The 20,117-nt window shown below is 64.7% G+C and carries 4 protein-coding genes; 2 read left to right on the forward strand and 2 right to left on the reverse strand.

Annotated features, from left to right (window positions below; all coding sequences use genetic code 11):
- Window positions 1-4 precede the first annotated feature (4 nt).
- Complete coding sequence (locus tag HX830_RS24320) at window positions 5-6,595, forward strand: non-ribosomal peptide synthetase (protein WP_177103100.1); 6,591 nt, start codon at window positions 5-7, stop codon at window positions 6,593-6,595.
- Window position 6,596: 1 nt separating this feature from the next.
- The gene (locus HX830_RS24325; RefSeq protein ID WP_177103102.1) at window positions 6,597-15,365 is read left to right on the forward strand and encodes an amino acid adenylation domain-containing protein; all 8,769 of its coding nucleotides are present in this window, start codon (window positions 6,597-6,599) and stop codon (window positions 15,363-15,365) included.
- 281 nt (window positions 15,366-15,646) lie between these two features.
- Here the strand turns inward: HX830_RS24325 and HX830_RS24330 are convergent, their stop codons facing one another.
- The gene (locus HX830_RS24330) at window positions 15,647-18,085 is read right to left on the reverse strand and encodes a TonB-dependent siderophore receptor (RefSeq protein WP_177103104.1); all 2,439 of its coding nucleotides are present in this window, start codon (window positions 18,083-18,085) and stop codon (window positions 15,647-15,649) included.
- 232 nt (window positions 18,086-18,317) lie between these two features.
- Window positions 18,318-19,997: a cyclic peptide export ABC transporter gene (locus HX830_RS24335; RefSeq protein WP_177103106.1), complete on the reverse strand. Its 1,680-nt coding sequence runs from the start codon at window positions 19,995-19,997 to the stop codon at window positions 18,318-18,320.
- Window positions 19,998-20,117: the final 120 nt, after the last annotated feature.

Consider the following 20,117-nt stretch of genomic DNA (forward strand, 5'->3'; position numbering starts at 1 on the left):
ACGAGTGCAAGGGTTAATCGAGTCGGTGGGGCAACTCTCGTCCAGGCAGCGCAAAGGCTTGGCGGCGCTGCTCAAGCACAAGGGCATCAATCTGTTCGAGGTCGCGCCGGTGTTTCGCCGCGCGGCCGAGGAGCCCCTGCTGCTGTCCTACGCCCAACAGCGCCAGTGGTTCCTCTGGCAATGGGCGCCGCAGAGTTCGGCCTACAACATTGCCACGGCCTTGCGGGTACGGGGCCGGCTCGATGTGAACGCCTTGCAGGGCAGCTTCCAGGCCCTGGTGGAGCGGCACGAAAGCCTGCGCACGGTCTTCACCCAGACCGACGGGCAACCGTTGCAGGTGGTGTTGCCCGCCGCTCGCTTCAGCCTGGATCTGCACACCCTCGAACCGGCCTTTTCGGCGGAGCGTGAGGCGCGGGTCCAGGCCTTTGTCCAGGCACAGAGCCAGACGCCTTTCGACCTGGCCCGTGGCCCGCTGTTGCGGGCCGCGCTGTTGCAGGTGGCGGCCGATGAACAGGTGCTGGTGCTGACCCAGCACCATATCGTGTCGGACGGTTGGTCCTTGCAGGTGATGACCGAGGAGCTGTTGGCGCTGTATGCCGATCTGAGCCAGGGCCGTACGCCGCAGTTGCCGGCGCTGCCGATCCAGTACGCCGACTATGCGTTGTGGCAGCGGCACTGGATGGAAGCCGGTGAGCAGGAGCGGCAACTGGAGTATTGGCTGGGCAAGCTCGGTGGCGAGCAGCCGGTGCTGGAGTTGCCGGTCGATCATCCGCGACCCTTGTCTCCCAGCTTTGCCGGGGCCAGTCATGCCCTGGTGCTCGATCCGGCGTTGAGCGAAGGGCTCAAGGCATTGGCCCGACAACAAGGGGTCAGCCTGTTCGCTTTGTTGCTGGCATCGTTCCAGGCGCTGCTGCATCGCTACAGCGGGCAGGGCGATATTCGCGTCGGCGTGCCGGTGGCCAATCGCGAGCGGGCCGAGGTAGAGCGGCTGATCGGCTTTTTCGTCAACACCCAGGTGCTCAAGGCCGAGGTGGACGGGCAGCGCGGTTTTGTCGAGCTGCTGCGCCAGGTCTGGCAGACGGCGCAAGAGGCCCAGGCTCATCAGGACCTGCCGTTCGAACAACTGGTCGAGGCGCTGGAGCCGGGACGCAGTCTGAGCCACAGCCCGTTGTTCCAGGTGATGTTCAATCACCAGGCGCAGGCTCCGGCCAGCCCTGTGAATCCAGTCTCGCCATCCCAGGCATTGCGCATCGAACCCCTGCACTGGCAAAGCCGGACGGCGCAGTTCGATCTGGTGCTCAATACCGTCGACCAGCCCCACGGCATCGAGGCCGTCTTCAAGTACGCCACTGACCTGTTCGAGGCGAGCACCGTGGAGCGCTTGGCCCGGCACTGGCTGAACCTGCTGCGTTCGATCAGCGCCAATCCCCATCAGCGCATCGCCGATATCGCCCTGCTGGAGCCAAGCGAGCAGCGGCAAGTCCTGGCCCAGTGCAACCCGGCACCCCGGCAATACCCGGTGGACGGTTGCCTGCAACAACGTATCGAAGCCCAGGCGGCTCGGCGTCCGGACGCGGTGGCGGTGGTCTATGCCGACCAGCAACTGACCTACGGCGAACTCAACACCCGGGCCAACCAGTGGGCTCATCACCTGATCGCCCAGGGCGTCGGCGCGGATGTGCTGGTAGGCGTGGCCTGCGAGCGTTCACTGGAGATGCTCGTGGCGATTGTCGCCGTACTCAAGGCCGGTGGCGCCTATGTGCCGCTGGACCCCGGCTACCCGGACGAGCGCCTGCGCTACATGATCGAGGACAGCGGCCTCAAGCTGCTCCTGGCGCAAGGGCACCTGCTGGGGCGCCTGCCAGTACCGGCAGATGTCGAGTGCCTCGACCTGGATCAACTGCCCCAAGACCGCTCGTGGGACAATCCGCCCTGTGTCACCGGCGCCGATCATCTCGCCTATGTCATCTACACCTCGGGTTCCACCGGCAAGCCCAAGGGCGCGCTGTTGCCCCATGGCAATGTGCTGCGCCTGTTCAGTGCCACCGACGGCGAATTCGGCTTCGGCGCCGATGATGTCTGGACGCTGTTTCACTCCTACGCCTTCGATTTCTCGGTCTGGGAAATCTTCGGTGCCTTGCTCCATGGCGGCAAGCTGGTGGTGGTGCCCCAGGACATCAGCCGTTCGCCCCGGGACTTCCACCGCCTGCTCTGCGATAAGCGGGTGACGGTACTGAACCAGACACCATCGGCGTTCAAGTCACTGTTGTCGGTGGCCGTCGAGTCACCGCGCGAGCTGGCCTTGCGTTACGTCGTGTTTGGCGGCGAGGCCCTCGAAGTGCAAGGCCTGCGGCCCTGGTTCGAGCGCTGCGGCGATCAGTCCCCGCAGTTGGTCAATATGTACGGCATCACCGAAACCACCGTGCACGTGACCTACCGGCCGCTGTCCCTGGCCGACCTTGAGCAGGCCGCCGGCAGCCCCATCGGCGAGCCGATCAGCGACCTGTCCCTGTACCTGCTGGACGATGGGCTGAACCTGTTGCCAGCGGGCTGCGTCGGCGAGCTGTATATCGCGGGTGCCGGGCTGGCACGGGGTTACCTGAAGCGGCCGGACCTGACGGCCACGCGTTTTGTCCCCGATCCGTTCGATCCCCAGGGCAGCCGACGCCTCTACCGCAGCGGCGACCTGGCGCGCTTGCGCGCCGACGGCACGATCGAATACATCGGCCGGCGCGACCAGCAGGTGAAGATTCGCGGCTTCCGCATTGAACTGGGGGAAATCGAAGCGCGCCTGCAAGGCCACGCACGGGTGAGCGAGGCTGCGGTGCTGGCGGTGGAAGGCGCGACCGGCACCCAACTGGTGGCCTACCTGGTCCCCGCCGACCCGGCGGTGCTGCAGGATGAATCCCGGACAACGGCCCTGCATGGCGAACTGCGGGACTACCTCAAGGCCCATCTGGCCGACTACATGGTGCCGACGCACCTGGTGCTGCTCGACTCGTTGCCGCTGACCGCCAACGGCAAGCTCGACCGCAAGGCCTTGCCCGCGCCGGACAGCCATGTGCTGCAGCAGTCTTACATCGCTCCGCAGCGGGAAATCGAAGAGCAACTGGCGGCGATCTGGGCCCAGGTGCTGAAGGTCGAACAGGTCGGCCTGCGGGACAACTTCTTCGAACTGGGCGGCCACTCGCTGCTGGCGACCCAGGTGATCGCCCGGGCTCGCCAGGAACTGGGTCTGGAACTGTCCCTGCGCAGCCTGTTCGAAACCGCCGACCTGGGCGGCTTTGCCGCCAGTGCCGAAACGGATCAGGCGCAGGACGCACCGGCCTTCAGCCTGGTCGACCGTGACCAGCCGCTGCGCCTGTCCTATGCCCAGCAACGCCAGTGGCTGCTCTGGCAACTGGAGCCGGACAACAGCGCCTATCACATCCCGGCGGCCCTGCAACTGGACGGGGCCCTGGATCGCGAAGCCTTGCGCCGCGGTTTCGAGGCCTTGATCGACCGTCATGAGAGCCTGCGCACCACCTTCGGCCAACTGGACGGGCAGGGCGTGCAGCGGGTGCAACCGGCCGGGGTCTTTGCCCTGGCCCTGGACGAGTTCAACCCGGGTTTGGGCGAGGATCCCGAACGCTGGGTCAAGGCCCGGGTGGCGCAGGAGGTAGAGGCCCCCTTCGACCTGCAACACGGGCCGTTGCTGCGGGCCTGCTTGTTGAGCCTTGGCCAGACCCGCCATGTGCTGGTGGTGACCCTGCACCATATCGTCTCGGATGGCTGGTCGATGCCGATCATGGTCGACGAGTTGATCGAGTACTACGCCGCCTTCAGCCAGGGCCATGCGCCGGTGCTCAAGGACTTGCCGTTCCAGTACGCCGACTATGCCCACTGGCAGCGCGACTGGATGGCGGCGGGCGAGGAAACCCGGCAACTGGACTACTGGCGCGGTCAGTTGGGCGACCAGCAACCCGTGCTGGAATTGCCCACCGACCGACCGCGCCCGGCGTTGCAGAGCAGTGCCGGCGCGCGCCTCGAGGTGGCCTTCGAGCCGGCCTTGCTGGTGCCGCTCAAGGCGATTGCCCGGGAGCAGGGCGTGACCCTGTTCATGCTGCTGCTGGCCTCGTTCCAGACCCTGCTGCATCGCTACTCGGGGCAGGCCGATATCCGCGTCGGCGTGCCGATCGCCAACCGCACCCGCACGGAAACCGAGGGCCTGATCGGCTTCTTCGTCAACACCCAGGTGCTCAAGGCCGAGTTCGGGTTGCACAGCACCTTTGGCCAGTTGCTGGCCCAGGTCAAGCAGGCGGCGCTGGGTGCCCAGGCACACCAGGACCTGCCGTTCGAGCATCTGGTGCAGGCCCTGCAACCCGAGCGCAGCCTCAGCCACAGCCCGTTGTTCCAGGTGCTCTACAACCACCAGACCGAACGCAAGGGCGCGGTGCGCCAGGTGCCGGGCTTGCGGATCGAAGGACTGGACAGCGGCGGCCATAGCGCCCAGTTCGACCTGGCGCTGGACACCTTCGAAGGTGAAGAAGGCCTGCGGGCCGCCCTGACCTACGCCACCGCGCTGTTCGATGCCGCCACCGTCGAGCGTATGGCCGGGCACTGGCGCAATCTGCTGCGGGCTGTCGTTGAACAGGGGGTGGCGCAGCGTATTGCCGACCTGCCGCTGCTCGGCGACGAAGAGCGCCAGTGCATCCTGCAACGCTGGAGCCGTATCGACGGCGTCTACCCGGACACGCCCTGTGTCCACGAGCGGATCGCCATCCAGGCCCGGGCGACTCCCGAGGCCACGGCGCTGATCTTCGGCGACGCGCAGTTGACCTATGCCGAGCTGGAGCGCCGGGCCAACCGCCTGGCCCACAGGCTACGGGCGCTCGGCGTCGGCCCGGAAGTGCCGGTGGGCATCGCGGTGGATCGTGGGCTGGAGATGGTGGTCGGGCTGCTGGCGATCCTCAAGGCCGGCGGCGCCTATGTGCCGCTGGATCCGGAGTTCCCCCGCGAGCGCCTGGCCTACATGATGCAGGACAGCGGCATCGAGCTGTTGCTCTGCCACGTTCATCTGCTGGCGCAGTTGCCGGTGGTGGCTTCGCTACGCACGCTGTGCCTGGATCAGATCGAAGATCAGCTGCCGGGGATCGACGATGAAGCTCCGGCCAGCCAGGTGCAGCCGCACAACCTGGCCTACATCATCTACACCTCCGGCTCCACCGGCCAACCCAAGGGCGTGGCCATCGACCATGCCGCCCTGAGCGCCCATAGCCACGTAGCCATCGAGTATTTCCGCCTGCAACCCGAGGACCGCGTGTTGCTGTTCTCCACCCTGAATTTCGACGGCTTCGTCGAACAGCTGTTCCCGGCCCTGTGTCACGGAGCAGCGGTGGTGGTACGCGGCAACGAGGTCTGGGACAGCAACACCTTCCACCAGGAAGTTCTGCGCTCGGGCATCACCGTGGCGGATTTGAGCACCGCCTACTGGTACCTGCTGGTGCAGGATTTCAGCCGCCAGGCGCCCAGGGATTTCGGTCCGCTGCGCCAGGTCAGTGCCACCGGCGAGGCCATGCCACCGGAGGGCCTTGAACTGTGGAAACAGGCGGGGCTGGGCCATGTGCGCCTGCTCAATACCTACGGCCCGACGGAAACTACCATCACCGCCAGTTACCTGGAGTGTGACGCTTATGTTCGCGGCGAACTGCCCAAACCAGCGTCGATGCCGATCGGTCGGCCGCTGGGGGGCCGGCGCATGTATATCCTCGACAGCGATTTCACCCCGGCGGTCCAGGGCGCCACGGGCGAGTTGCTGATCGGCGGCGCCTTGCTGGCCCGGGGTTATCACAGCCGCGCGGCGCTGACGGCCGAGCGTTTTATTCCCGATCCGTTCGACGGGCAGGGTGGTGGTCGGCTGTACCGTACCGGCGACCTGACCCGTTACCGCGACAAGGGGCTGATCGAATACGCCGGGCGCCTCGACCATCAGGTCAAGATCCGTGGTTTCCGTATCGAACTGGGCGAAATCGAAGCGCGCCTGCAACAGCATCCGCAGGTGCGCGAAGCGCTGGTGGTGGCCATCGACGGCCCGTCCGGCAAGCAACTGGCGGCCTATCTGGTGCCCGCCGATCCGGCCTTGCACGACACACCACAGCTTTTGCGTGATGCCCTGCGCGACGATCTCAAGGCCAACCTGCCGGACTATATGGTCCCGGTGCACTGGGTGGTGCTCGACGGTCTGCCCATGACCCCCGGCGGCAAGCTGGACCGCAAGGCCCTGCCCAAGCCGGACCCGAGCGCCTGGCAGCAAACCTACGTGGCCCCGCGCAGCGAGCGCGAGCAGCAACTGGCGGCAATCTGGGCGCAGGTGCTGCAGGTCGAACGGGTCGGCCTGGACGACAACTTCTTCGAACTGGGCGGGCACTCGTTGCTGGCGGCCCAGGTGATCTCCCGGATTCATTCGGGCCTGGGGATCGACATACCGCTTCGGATGATTTTCGAGAAACCTCAATTGAACGAGTTTGCACAGGCACTTGAAGGCACTGGCCTTTCCCTGACCGATGACGGGCTGTCCGACATTGAACGCATGATGAACGACATGGCGGAGGCTTGAGATGGATACCACCACGGCACAACGGATTGCCCGGCGCTTCGTCGGCTTGCCCCTGGACCAGCGTCGCCAGATCCTGGAAAAGATGCAGGCCACCGGGCAGAGCTTCAGGCTGCTGCCGATCGCCGTCACCCGTCACGAGGTCCCGCGCATTCCGCTGTCCCATGCCCAGCAGCAGATGCTGATTCTCTGGCAACTGGAGCCGGGCAACAGCGCCTATAACGTGCCGATGGCCGTGCGCTTGAGCGGCGGGCTGGATGAGGCGGCGCTGGGACGGGCCCTGGAACGGCTGGTGCGGCGGCATGAAAGCCTGCGCACGCGGTTTGTCTCGGATGAGGGCGCGTTTCATCAGGAGATTCTTGAGCAGTCCGTGGTGAGCCTGGTGCGGGTTGACGTCTCGGGGACTGTCGCCGACAGTGCCGAGGAGCACCTCAAGGGGTTGGTCGCCGCCGAACTGAGCGCGCCGTTCGACTTGCTGGAAGGGCCGTTGCTGCGGGTCAGGCTATTCCGCCTGGGCGAAGCCGAACACGTGCTGACCCTGTGCATGCACCACATCATCTCCGACGGTTGGTCGGGAGAGGTGTTGGTTCGTGAATTCATCCGTTTCTACCTCGGCGAACTCGAAAGCGCCGCTAACCCTGTAGGAGCCGACTTGCTGGCGATGACGGCGGTGAATACAACATCGCAATCGCCGGCAAGCCAGCTCCTACAGGGACCGCGTCTGGCCTTGCCGGAGCTGCCGATCCAGTACGCCGACTTCGCCATCTGGCAACGGGCCTGGCTCGAAGCCGGCGAGGGCGAGCGCCAACTGGCTTATTGGAAAGAACAACTGGGCGACGAACATCCGCTGCTGGAACTGCCACTGGACCACGAGCGTCCGGCGCAACCGAGTTACCGCGGCGCTATCGTCCACAGCGACCTGACGCCGGCCCTCTCGGCACAACTCAAGAGCCTGGCCCGGCAGAACGGCCAGACCCTCTTCATGCTCAGCCTGGCGGCGCTGGCCGTGGTGCTTTCGCGCTACAGCGGCCAGGCCGATATCCGCATCGGCGCGCCGAATGCCGGACGCAGCCGCGAGGAGCTGGAAGGGCTGATCGGCTTCTTTATCAACACCCAGGTCCTGCGGGTACAGGTGGACGAACGCGCCAGCTTCCAGCAACTGCTGGAACAGGTGAAACAGGTGGTGACCGGCGCCCAGTCCCATCAGGAGCTGCCTTTCGAGCAACTGGTGGAAGCCCTGGCCCCGGAGCGCCGCCTCGGTCATAACCCGCTGTTCCAGGTCAAGATCAACCAGAACGTGCTGGCTGCTGCCAGCGCTGGAGACAAGGCCCAGGACCTGAGCGTCGAAGCCTTCGCCATCAATGTCGCCGACGCCCGTTTCGACCTGGCCCTGGATTTCACCGACACTCCACAGGGCGTCGAGGCCAGCTTCACCTATGCCACGGACCTGTTCGAGGCCGCGACCATCGAGCGCATGGCCGCGTCCTGGCGTCAGGTACTGGAGCAATTGGTGCGCACCGTTGAACAACCGTTGCTGGAACAACCCGTTAGCGCTGCCCAGCCCATCGAGCACCAGGCCGCGCCATGGCCCTTTACCGATTTTCTCGCACTCTGGGAACAGGGTCGGCAGATCGGGCGTGGCCAGCCCGCGTTACACGCTGCCGGTCAATCGATCGACTACGACGAACTGGAGCGCCGTTCCAACCGGCTGGCGCACTACCTGCACGCCCAGGGCATCGGTCGCGGTGATGTGATCGCCCTGTGCCAGGAGCGTTCCTTCGAGTGGGTGATCGGGCTGCTTGCCGTGCTGAAAACCGGCGCGGTCTACCTGCCCCTGGATACGGCGCAGCCGAGCGAACGTTTGCAGCAACTGCTCAAGGACAGTGCCACCACGCTGCTGATGCATGCGCCGGGCGATAACAAGTCCGCCGGCCTGGGTGTTTGCCCGGTGCTGGCCCATGACCCCGGACAATGGGCCGATTGCAGCGCCGAATCCCTGGCGATCCGAGTCCTGCCGGAACAGCCGGCCTATATCATCTACACCTCCGGTTCCACCGGGCAGCCCAAGGGTGTGCTGATCAGCCATCAGGCTTTGGCGAACTATGTGCAGGCGTTGTTGCAACGCCTGGAGCTGGCGCCCGGGACGAGCATGGCGCTGGTCTCGACCATTGCCGCCGACCTCGGTCATACCCAGCTGTTCGGTGCCCTGGCGTCCGGTCGCCCACTGCACCTGATGGCCGCCGAACACGCCTTCGATCCCGACGGATTCGCGGCCTATATGGCCGAGCACCAGGTTGATGTGCTGAAAATCGTCCCGAGCCATTTGCAGGGCCTGTTGCAGGCCGCGCGGCCGGCGGACGTGCTGCCCCGGCAATTGCTGGTCCTCGGTGGCGAAGCCAGCCCCTGGGCGCTGATCGAGCAGATCCGGCACCTGGCGCCGGAGTGCCGTATCGTCAATCACTACGGGCCGACGGAAACCACCGTGGGCATCCTGACCCACGAAGTCCGCGAGCGCCTGGCGGGTTGCCGCACGGTGCCGGTGGGTCGGCCCCTGGCCAACGACCAGGCGCGGGTGCTGGACGCCTGGCTCAACCCGGTGGCGGAACGTGTCGCCGGCGAGCTGTACCTCGGTGGCGCCGGTCTGGCCCAGGGATATCTGGGACGGGCGGCCATGACCGCCGAACGTTTTGTGCCCGATCCCGAGTCCCGGCACGGCGAACGTCTGTACCGTGCCGGTGACCGGGCGCGGATGATTGACGGCCGGGTGGAATACCTCGGTCGGGCCGACGACCAGGTGAAGATTCGTGGCTACCGGGTCGAGCCCGGCGAAGTCGCGCAGGTGCTGCAAGGCCTGGACGGTGTGCGTGAGGCGGTGGTCCTGGCCTTGCCGCTGGACAGCGATGCCTCGCGCCTGCAACTGGTCGCCTATTGTGTGCCTGTCTCCGGCACCGAACTGGCGGTCGAGACCTTGCGCCAATCCTTGCTGGCCGAACTGCCGGAGTATCTGGTGCCGGCGCATATCGTCGCCCTCGGACGCCTGCCGCTGACCGCCAACGGCAAGCTCGACAAGCGCGCACTGCCGAAACCGGGCGTCGCCGGCAAGCGTTACACCGCGCCGGTCGGCGAGATCGAAGAGAAACTCGCGGCGGTCTGGGCCGATGTGCTCAAGCTGGAGCGGGTCGGCAGCAGCGATAACTTCTTCGAACTGGGCGGCGACTCGATCCTCAGTCTGCAGATCATCGCCCGGGCCAAGCGCCAGGGCATCAGGTTGAGCCCCCGGCAGTTGTTCGAGAAGCAGACCATCGGCCAACTGGCGACGGTGGCCCGGCTGATCGAGAAGAAGGCCGAGGTGGTCGAGACGGTGCGGGGCAACCTGCCGCTGTTGCCGATCCAGGCGCGCTTTTTCGAGCTGGAAATCCCCCAGCGTCAGCACTGGAACCAGGCGCTGATGCTGGAACCGTCGACAACCCTGGACCCGGCGCATCTGCGTAATGCCCTGCACATGCTTATCGAACGGCACGAGGCCCTGCGCCTGAGCTTCGAGCTGAGGGACGGCGTCTGGCAGGCGAGCTTCCGCGCGGGCCCCGCGATTGATCCGTTGTGGGTGCACGAACTCGACGATCCGGCACGGCTGACCGAGCTGGCCGACGAAGCCCAGCGCAGCCTCGATTTGAAACAGGGGCCGTTGCTGCGTGCACTGCTGGTCAACCTGCCGCAAGGGCAACAGCGTTTGCTGCTGGTGATTCACCACCTGGCGGTGGACGGGGTGTCCTGGCGTGTGCTGTTTGAAGACCTGCAACAGGCTTACACCGCTTTGGCGGCGGGCCGCTCGCCGGTCCTGGCACCGCGCAGCAGTTCACTCAAGGCCTGGGCCGAGCACCTGCAAGGTTATGCCCATGGCCCGCTGCTCAAGGCCGAACGCGACTACTGGTTGCAGAGTCTCGGGCACATGGAAGGCGAGTTGCCCCGGGATAATCCGCTGGGGGCCAATACCCGGCGCCAGGTCCGCTATGCCCGTTCGAGCCTGAGCAAAGACCTCACCCAACAACTCTTGAAAGTGGCCCCGGCGGCCTATCGCACCCAGGTCAACGACCTGCTGCTGACCGCCCTGGCCCAGGTGCTGTGCACCTGGAGCGGGCAGGCCTCGGCGCTGATCCAGCTGGAAGGCCACGGTCGTGAGGACCTGTTCGAGGACCTCGACCTGAGCCGCACCGTGGGTTGGTTCAGCAGTCTGTTTCCGCTCAGGCTCACGCCCGAGGGCGAGCCGGGTGCGAGTATCCGCAGCATCAAGGAACAATTGCGCGCGGTGCCGAACAAGGGCATCGGCTACGGCATCCTGCGTTACCTAGGCGATGCCGAGACCGTCGCGGCCTTGCAGGCATTGCCCGAGGCCCGGGTGACCTTCAACTACCTGGGGCAGTTCGATACCGACGCTGCTTCTGGCGAGCGCGCGTTGTTGATCCCGAGCGCCGATGACAGCGGTGCGAGCCAGAGTGAAGACGCGCCACTGGGTAACTGGCTGAGCCTCAATGGCCAGGTCTACGACGGCCAGTTGCAACTGGACTGGAGTTTCAGTGGCGAGGTCTATCGCGGCGAAACCATCGAGGGCCTGGCGGCGGCGTACGAGCTGGCGTTGGCCGAGGTGATCGCTTACTGCGTCCACGACGGGCACCACGGCGTGACCCCGTCGGACTTCCCGCTGGCGGGCCTGAACCAGGCCCAACTGGATCGCCTGCCGGTGGCGGCGCGGGATATCGAGGATATCTACCCGCTGTCGCCGATGCAGCAAGGCATGCTGTTCCACAGCCTGTCGGCACCGGCCTCGGGCAACTATCTGAACCAGATGCGGGTCGATGTGACGGGGCTCGATGTGCCGCGTTTCCGCGCCGCCTGGCAGGCCGCCATCGACCGTCACGAGGCGCTGCGGGCGCGCTTTGCCGAAGGCAGCGGACAACCGGTGCAGGTGATTCGCAAAACCGAGGCCCTGGCGTTTGTCGAGCAGGATCTGCGTGGCCGCGACGGCCTTGACGCGTTGTTGGCCGAGTTGGCCGAAGCGGATCTGCAACGCGGCTTCGACCTGGCCTGCGACCCGCTGTTGCGCCTGACGGTATTGCGCACCGCCGAACAGCGTCACCATCTGATCTACACCAATCACCATATCCTGCTGGACGGCTGGAGCAGTGCGCGGCTGTTGGGCGAGGTGCTGGAACATTACAACGGACAGGTGGTGACGCCACCCGGCAGTCGCCTGCGGGATTACATCCAGTGGCTGCAATGCCAGGACAGCGGCGCCGATCAGCGTTTCTGGACCGAGCAGATGGCCGCCTTCGTCGAACCGACCCGCCTGGTGCAGGCGTTCAAGGCCGGTGGCACGGCCGACGCCCGGGGTTATGGCGAATATCGCCAGACCCTCGACGCGGCGCGGACCCTGCACCTGGGCGAGTTCGCCCGTGAGCAGCGGGTGACTCTCAACACCTTGGTGCAGGCGGCCTGGCTGTTGCTGCTGCAACGCTACACCGGCCAGCGCAGTGTCACTTTCGGCGCCACGGTGTCCGGGCGTCCGGCGGACCTGCCCGGCGTCGAGGAACAACTGGGCCTGTTTATCAATACCTTGCCGGTGCTGGGCAGCCCGGGGCCGGAGCTACAGGTCGGCGACTGGGTGCAGCAGGTGCAGGCGCGCAACCTGGCCTTGCGCGAGCACGAACACACCCCGCTCTATGACATTCAACGCTGGGCCGGCTGGAGTGGCGAAGCACTGTTCGACACCTTGCTGGTGTTCGAGAACTACCCGACCTCGCAGGTCCTGGCGCAGGGCGCTGACAACGGACTGTCCTTCAGTGGCTTGCAGAGCCGGGAGCAGACGCACTATCCGCTGACTCTGGTGGTGGAGGTGGGCGAGGTCATGTCGGTGGACTACCGTTACGCCCGGCAGCAGCTTTCGGACGCGGCGGTGGTGCAGTTGGCCGGGCATTTCGAGCACCTGCTGCTGGCCCTGGCCGATTCGGCCGGGCAATGCCTGGGCGAACTGCCGATGCTCGCTGGCGCCGAGGCGCGGCAGACGCTGCTGGAGTGGAACCAGACCCATGCCGACTATCCGGGACCCTGGTGCCTGCACAGCCTGATCGAGGCCCAGGTACAACGCTCGCCGGAGGCGTCGGCGCTGGTGTTCGACGGACAAGCCTTGAGTTATCGCCAGCTCAATGCCCGGGCCAATCAACTGGCCCATCGCTTGCGCGAGCAAGGGGTTGGACCGGATGTGCTGGTGGGTATCGCCGCCGAGCGCAGCCTGGAGATGGTCATCGGCCTGCTGGCGATCCTCAAGGCCGGTGGCGCCTATGTGCCCCTGGACCCTGAATATCCTCGCGAACGCCTGGCCTACATGAGCGAGGACAGCGGCATCGACCTGCTGCTGACCCAGCGCCATCTGCTTGAGACCCTGCCGATCCCGGCCCATGTGCGCAGCCTGTGCCTGGATGTTCCCGAGTCGTTTACCGCCAGCGAGGAAAATCCGCGCAACCTGACCTTGCCGGACCATCTGGCCTATGTGATCTACACCTCGGGTTCCACCGGACGGCCGAAGGGCGCCGGCAACAGTCATCGGGCGCTGCACAACCGTCTGGCCTGGATGCAGAAGGCCTATGACCTGAAGGCCCACGACACGGTCCTGCAAAAGACCCCGTTCAGCTTCGATGTGTCGGTCTGGGAGTTTTTCTGGCCGTTGCTGACCGGCGCCCGCCTGGCCATCGCCAGGCCGGGTGAGCATCGCGATCCGCAGCAACTGATGGAGAGCATCGAGCGTTATCAGGTCAGTACCCTGCATTTCGTGCCGTCGATGTTGCAGGTATTCATGGCCGGGGTTGATGTGCGGCGCTGCCGTGGCATTCGACGCCTGGTGTGCAGTGGCGAGGCGCTGCCGGCCGAGTTGTCCCAGGAGGTGCTGAAGCGTCTGCCCCAGGCGGCGTTGTACAACCTCTATGGCCCGACCGAAGCCGCCATCGACGTGACCCACTGGACCTGCACGGCGGATGACAAGCTGAGCGTGCCGATTGGCCGACCGATCGACAACCTCAAGGGCCATGTGCTGGACAACGGCCTGCTGCCGGCCGCGTTCAGTGCCGCCGGTGAGTTGTACCTAGGTGGCGTCGGTCTGGCCCGTGGTTATCACCGACGTCCGGCGCTGACCGCCGAGCGCTTTGTCCCGGACCCGTTCGATGAGCACGGTGGCCGTTTGTATCGCACCGGCGACCTGGCCCGTTATCGTGACGAGGGGGTGATCGAGTACGCCGGGCGTCTCGATCATCAGATCAAGATTCGTGGTTTGCGCGTGGAGCTGGGTGAGATCGAGGCCCGGTTGCAGGAGCATCCGGGTGTACGCGAGGCCAACGTCATCGATATCGACGGGCCGCTGGGCAAGCAGTTGGTGGCGTACCTGGTGCCGGTCGAGCGCGATCTGGTTGATGCCGGAGCTGTGGCGCAAGGCCCGTTGTGTGACGCGCTCAAGGCCCATCTCAAGGCGCAATTGCCGGAGCATATGGTGCCGGCCCATCTGGTGCTGCTGGAAGGCATGCCGCTGAGCCCGAACGGCAAGCTGGATCGCCGGGCGTTGCCGGCACCGGATATGAATGCCTCGGGGCCGGTTTACCGCGCCCCGCGTACCGAACTGGAGCAGCGCCTGGCGGCTATCTGGGCGCAGGTGCTGGAGGTCGAGCGGGTCGGGCTGGATGACAACTTCTTCGAGCGTGGCGGTCACTCGCTGCTGGTGATCGCCCTGGTCGGACGCCTGCGTGAGGCGTTTGATGTGACGATCAAGTTGCATGATTTCCTGTTGCTGCCGAACCTGGAGGCGCTGGCGGATTTTCTGCTGGAAGGGGAGGCGCGGGTCAAGTCGCCGGTGATTGCCATGAACGCCTGCCGCAATGACCGGAGTCCGCTGTTCTGCCTGCCGCCCGGTGGTGGTGGGGCCTACGCCTACTATCCGTTGGCCGGGACCCTGGGCAATCAGCGCCGGGTCTATGGGCTGGTGAACAGGAGTTATGTGGTGCCGGGCTGGTTCGATGAGTCCTGGGATGGCATGGTGGCCTACTACCTGGAGCAGATCCGCGCCACCCAGCCGCACGGGCCTTACAACCTGCTGGGCTGGTCATTGGGTGGGGCGTTGGCCGTCGAGGTGGCCCATCGTCTTGAGCAGGCGGGTGAGCGGGTGGGTTTTGTCGGGCTGGTGGATTCGCTGATGCCCCAGGGGGGCGAGGAGCACACCGCCGAGTCTGAAGTGCAAGCTGATGCGCACGTCGATGCACCGGGGTTGTATGGCCCGCTGTTGAGCAGCCTGCTGGCTTTTGTGCCTGGGGTCGATGAAGCGACGGTGCTGGGTTTCCTGGAACAGGCGCGTGCCAGCTTGAGTGATGAACAAGCAGTGGTCGAGTGGGTGATCGAGCAGGTGGCCGAGGTAGGCGGGGTGAGTGTCGAGCGATTGCGCGAGATCCACCGCGATATCGCGTTGCAGGACGAGATCGAGACCGGGTATCGCCTGCTGCATGCCAATGCAGTGTTGAGCGAGGCCTTCAGCCTGAAACCGCTGGCGGTGAAGGTCGATTGCTGGTGGGCGACAGGGAGCCGCAGTGCCGCGCGGATACATGAGGCCGAGGCGCGGTTGCTGCGTGAATGTTCGGTCAATGGCCTGGCGGGGTCGCGGGTGCTGGAGGAGACTCATGACAGCGTCATCCTCAGTCCGGCGTTGTTGAATGCAGTGCTGGAGTGCCTGGCTGCCGAATAAGTCAGTGCACGATCTTTGTAGCGACGGTATTGACCCAGGCCCCGGTATTCGGGGCAACACGATTACCTGTAGGAGCCGGCTTGCTGGCGATAGCGGTGTATCAGTCGACAACGATGTCGACTACCCGATCGCATCGCCAGCAAGCCGGCTCCTACAGGTTGGTGTTGTGTTCCCGATGGGGGTCGACAGATATTTCTGCAGCCATTAAAAAAGCCAAGGGTATGGGCCCTTGGCTTTTTTATGCACGCCTGGTGGGTTTACCCACCAGGTTGCTTCGAGGATCAGAAGTCCGCGCGGACGGTCAACATATAGGTGCGTGGATCGCCGTAGTAGTTGCCACGACGTAGCTCACCCAGGGACTTGTAGTAGGCCTTGTCGAAGACGTTCTTCACGTCCAGCCCGACCTTCCAGTTCTTGTCGATCTTGTACGAGGCCAGCGCATCCCACACCGCACGTCCGCTGTTGGATATGTTCGGACCAAAATCATTCGTTGAGTAGCCGCTCTGTGCCGAGACCCCGCCGCCCACGGTCAGGTGGCTCCAGTCGCCTTGCAGGTTGTAAGTGGTCGAGGCCCGCAGCATGTGCTTGGGCGTCTGGTAGTCGGTCGGGCCACCAGTGCTCGTATTGGTGACGTTGAAGGTATAACCGCCAGCCACCTGCCAGCCCGGCAGCACTTCCCCGCTGGCCTCCAGTTCGTAACCCTTGCTGCGTTGGATTGAACCGCCGAGGTAGCAGTAGCCACTCGGGTCATTCGAACAGAAAGCGTTTTCATCCGGATCCACTGTCGCGACGTTTTTCTGCTTGATATAGAACACTGCCGCCGAGACGTTCAGGCGTCCGTCGTACAGTTCGCCCTTGATGCCGGTTTCGTAGTTGGTACCGATGGCCGGGTCCAGCAGCTTGCCGCTGGAGGTTTGATACTGGCTTTGTGGCAGGAAAATATCCGCGTAGCTGGCATACCACGACCACTGATTGTTGAAGTCGTAGATCAGGCCGGCAAAGGGTGTGAACTGATGGTCCTGGCGGTTCGATTGCTTGCTGCCGGTATACGCGTTCTTGGTCTGGTACTGGTACCAGGATAGTCGCCCACCCAGCACCAGGCTTAGATCTTCGGTCAGATGCAGGCGGGTATTGCCGTAGACGCCGTAGCGACGGGTATCGTCGTCGGTGATCTTGTCCCAGGCGGTGCGCAGGGGCTCGGCAACAGCGTTGTGGTCGGGGTCGAACACATTGATAGGGGTGTTCAGGTCTATGTTGGTTTCCTTGCTGCGCAGCTTTTGGTCCGACCAATTGGCCCCCACCATCACCGAGTGCTCCAGGCCAAAGGCATTGAAGTTACCGGAGAGGTTGCTGTCCAGCCCCGTGCTGACCACCGAGTCCTGGCGGAACAGCGCGTCATACAGCTTTGATCCTGTGCCTGTGACCGGATCGATGCTGCCGCGTGGCAGGGCTACCTGTTGATCGTAGGCTCCCTGGCTGCGGGTAACCGAGGTCTTGCTCTTCCAGTCGTCGTTGAAGCGGTGTTCCAGCTCGGCGAAGACTTCGGTCTGCTGGTTTTCATGACGGTTCCAGTTCTGGGACAGCGACGTAGCGCGGGATATCCCCAGAGGCAGGCCATTGCTGTAGCGTGGCAAACCGAAGATCGAGTAGCCATTGGTCACGCTGGTCTGGTTACGCAGGCCTACGGACAGGGTGGTGTCGTCGTTCAGGTCGGCCTCGACGATGCCATAGAACACCGGCTTGCGGCTACTGGCTGAGTCATAAAAGTAGTGCCGGTTCTCGTTGGCGACCACCATGCGCCCGCGTACCGAGCCCGAGTCGTTGAGGCGCCCGGTGGCGTCCAGGTCCATGCGATAGAAGTCGTTGGAGCCGATGCGGGTGGTGATGGAGTAGTGCGGGTCGGCACTCGGCCGCTTGCGCACCAGGTTCACCGCGCCGCCGGGGTTACCGTTGCCCACCAGCAGGCCGGCTGCGCCACGGAGGATTTCCACTCGGTCAAACACCGCGGTGTCCGGGGTGATCCAGCCGGTAGGGCTGTAGGTCAGGCCGGGCACGCCGTCGATCATGTAGGCGTCGGCCCCCAGCTCAAAACCCCGGGAGTTGTACTGGTTGTCACCGAAGTTACGGCTCTGCAAGGTAATGCCGGTGGCCTGGTCCATCACCTGTTCAAGGGAAGTGAGGTTCTTGTCGTCCATCTGCTGGCGGGTCACCACGGTGACCGACTGTGGGGTTTCGCGCAGGGTCTGGGCGGTCTTGCCGATGGTTACCGCGCCGGTGGTGTAGGAGCCGGTGCCGTCGGTGTTGCTGCCCAGGGCCTGGCCGCTGATGTTGGTGGCGGCCAGGGTCAGGCCCGAGCCCTTGGCGGCGGTATCGCTCAGGGTCAGGGTGTCGCCCTGCAGGTTGTAGTCGACGCCGGTGTTCTTCAGCAACTCACTGGCGGCCTGGCCGGGCGTGAACACGCCTTTGACCGGCGCACCGTGAAGACCCTGGACCCGCTCCGGGTTGTACAGGATCTGGATATTGCCCTGGCGCCCCAGTTCCTGCAGGGCGCTGCCCAACGGTTGGGCGCCGATGTTGAATTCGAACTCCTGGGCCTGGACCTGTGCCGCCAGGGGCAGTGCCAGCGCCATCCCCATGACGGCCAGCGAAGGTGGCGAGCAGAACAGCTGGCGAACCAGCAACGCTTTGCTCAAGGGTGTGAGGCGGTGTTGTTTTGGCATTGTGTCTGCTCTTGTCAAAATTGCTGGAAAAGCGAGTGAGAATTTTTTGCATTTGAAATAAAGACGTACGAGGCCGACAAAGACGGAAAAGAAAAGTGAAAAAAGTTGCGACGGGAGGGCGCTGCGGTCTTTTTTTGCAGGAGCCGGATTGCGGGCGATTGGCCCTCAAGCCTTACAGCGCTCTCAAGGTCTGCCATCGCCAGCAAGCCGGCTCCTACACGGGGTGTGGGTGTTACGAGAAGGCATTTTCAGCGAACGCGGGCTGTTCCTCGCGGCGCTCGACCTTGATCTGTCCGGCCTGCATCCGCACCAACTGGTCGGCCACCGGGAAGTAGCGGTCGTCGTGGGAAATCACGATGATCGTCTTGCCCTGCTGGCGCAGCTCGGGCAGCAGTTCGGTGTAGAACACCCGGCGGAAGGCCGGGTCCTGGTCGGCGGCCCATTCGTCGAACACCAGTACCGGACGCTGGTCGAGCCAGGCATTGATCAGCGCCAGGCGCTTGCGCTGGCCGGTGGACAGGTCGGTGGTGGTGAAGCGGCCGTCGCGGATGCTGACCTTGTGGGCGATGTCCAGGCGTTCCAGGTACTTGATCGATTCCGGGGGTAGCAGGTCGTCGCCCTGGAGCACTTCGTCGAACAGGTAGTAGTCGGCAAAGATGGTGGTGAACAACTGCCGGTAATCATCCAGGCCCTCGGCGGTCACCGCCTGGCCGTTGAGGCGCACCTCGCCCTGTTGCGGGCTGTACAGCCCCAGCAGCAGTTTGATCAGGGTGGTCTTGCCGCAACCGTTCTCGCCGACGATAAAGAGGATTTCACCCTGTTTGATGGTCAGGTTCACCGGCCCCAGGTGGAAGGCCTGGCTGCCTTCCACCTGGGGGTAGTCATAACGCAACTGATGCAGTTCGATGCTCTGCAGCGGCGCCGGGGCGGCCTGGCGGTCCTGGATCAGCAGGTGCGGTTCCGGCGAAGAGAACTGCCAGGACAGCTCGGCGATCCGGCGCAAGGCGATTTCCGCGCGGCTGATGATCGGCAGGGTGTTGATCAGGCGTTCCAACGGACCTTTCATATACAGCATGACCAGCACGAAGCCACCCAGCACGGTGCGGTCAGTCCCGGGCCAGAGGGCCTGGAAGGTGATGGCGATACCGATCACGGCGAAAAACAGCATCGAGCCGAAGGTTTCCGCGCTGACGAAGATATTCGCCGCGCGGATGTTGGCCCGGCAGATCCGCTCGGTGGTGCCGTGGATCTGTTCATCGTGCATATGCTGGCGGCGCTTGCGCTGGATCCGCAGCTCCTTGGCCCCGGCCGAGATCGCCTGGTAGTGCTTCTGCAATTCGTCTTCGCCGTCGCGGGCGGTGAGGATGCTGCGCATGCCGTAGCGGTGCGCGAGCCATTGGGCGCCGGAGCCGATGATCACGGTGACCACGGTCAGCAGCAGGATCTGCCAGGAGAGCATCGCCAGGTAGGACAGGCAGCCCAGGGTCACGGTAAAGGCGATCACCATCGGCGCCACCGACAGGGCGAAGGTGCTCAGGGTGCTGACATCGCCGAGCAGCACGGGGATCAGGCGATGGGCGCGGTAGCGTTCGAGTTGCTCGATGGGCGCCACCAGCACCTGGGCGGCCAGTTCGCGGCGCAGGCGCGCGACCACTTGTTGGCCGACATAGTTGGTCAGCAGGTTGGACAGGGTGGAGCAGGCCAGGGTCAGCAGGCACAGGCCGCCGAACAGCAGGGCGGTGTGGCTGTCGGGCCCGGCGGCGGCGTTCATGGCGTTGTTGACGGTGGCCAGCAGGCCGGTGACGCTGAGGCCGCTGACGATCCCCAATACGGCCGAAAGTACGACCAGCAGCCAGAACGGCTTGAGGATCCTGAAGGTTTCCCGGGCGAGACTTGGGGCTGGGAGGGACATGGGGGTTACTCGTGAAAGGTCTGTAGAAACGGGCGCAGTGGAAAGCGCCTTGAACTCTGTAGACGAGTCGATGGGGTCGGGATTTAGGACGCGCGATTCCTGTAGGAGCAACTGTCTTGA

Origin of the sequence: Pseudomonas gingeri (assembly GCF_013385425.1) — a bacterium.
Lineage (GTDB): Bacteria > Pseudomonadota > Gammaproteobacteria > Pseudomonadales > Pseudomonadaceae > Aquipseudomonas > Aquipseudomonas gingeri_D.